The organism is Acidilobus sp., assembly GCF_049973875.1.
Taxonomy (GTDB): domain Archaea; phylum Thermoproteota; class Thermoprotei_A; order Sulfolobales; family Acidilobaceae; genus Acidilobus.
Genome location: NZ_JBMFJI010000082.1, coordinates 1 through 1,156, shown reverse-complemented (window position 1 = coordinate 1,156; position 1,156 = coordinate 1). Strand labels below are relative to the sequence as shown.

The 1,156-nt window shown below is 54.3% G+C and carries 1 pseudogene; it reads right to left on the bottom strand.

What is annotated here, in order from left to right:
* Positions 1-24 precede the first annotated feature (24 nt).
* Positions 25-1,156: pseudogene (locus tag ACP5H1_RS08450) on the bottom strand (hypothetical protein); the annotation flags it as partial.

The window sequence follows — 1,156 nt, the reverse complement described above, 5'->3', positions numbered from 1 at the left end:
GTCGCGCCTCCGTAGCTAAATCTTTCACCTGTGGCCTGTCCATGTCTTTAATGCAATGTCTAGTTTCCTGTATATATTGGTGATGCACAGTCTCGCCTTATCCTCGTTAATGGCTGGGCTCAGGGCCCTCAGCACGTCGAGGTCGAAGTTAAGCCTGACCTGGTCAGCCTTCTCTCCGTACTGCTCTGGGATCCTCTTAAACTCCTTTTTTGCGTAGTTGTCAAAGACCTTCGCCAGCGCGTCTAGCCTTTCACGGCCTAATTTACTTACGTCAAGCACTGGCATCGCTTTCCACTGCCCAATATTTAACCTGGTGAACGCCCCCTCGGTTTCCTCTCTGTTGGCCAATACCGTCAGCAGCCCGAACGTCGTGTTCAACCAGGCTACTAACGCCTTCTCCATCTTTTCATCTCCGTCCCTGAGCTTCACCATGAAGAACCTGTTGGCGATCAGGGGTTCATCGCTGTAGACGGCGATCGTCCTCCAGGTGTTCCACCTGATCCTGTCAGGGACGAGCAGCCTAGATCTGAGCCTAACTATTCTCTCGGCCTTAGGCCCGCGGCCAGTGACCCAGGCGTTTGGGCTCACGAGCATCGACCTTCTGGACTCCTCTTCACCGCCGCAGAGCATGGGCACCGAGCCTGACAAGGGGCTTTTTGGCAGCGAGCCGCAGTCTACCCTGCTCCCTTTCTTAGGCAGGTTGAACGCCTCGATTATATCCCCTCCCCTGTTGACGCCCATGTCGCCTATTAGGTTGCCGAAGTACGTGACTGGTATTTCGATTGAGGTGTCGCACAGGCTAATTATTCCGTTATTGACAACCCCCTCGACCAGGTCTACCAGGTAATTATCGGGTATCGTGTGGAAGTTCCAGTTAATGATGGTGTTTAGCAAGGTGCCCCTTGAAACAGACCTTACCAACGCGCCGTGATAAGCTAGCTCGTCCCCTGATAGCAGTTTATCGGCGAGGGTCATCGCCTCTATGGCCGTCTTCGGCTTCTTCATGAGCACCACAAACCTCGTCACCTCGTTTGGGCCGTGCTCGTCGACCCTCCTGGCTACTATCAGCGCCTCGCTGAGGCTGGTGCTCTCGCTGAAGTTGTACCCGTTCTCAGCGTCGCTGCTGACTATGACATACTTGACGTGGAACTTGCTC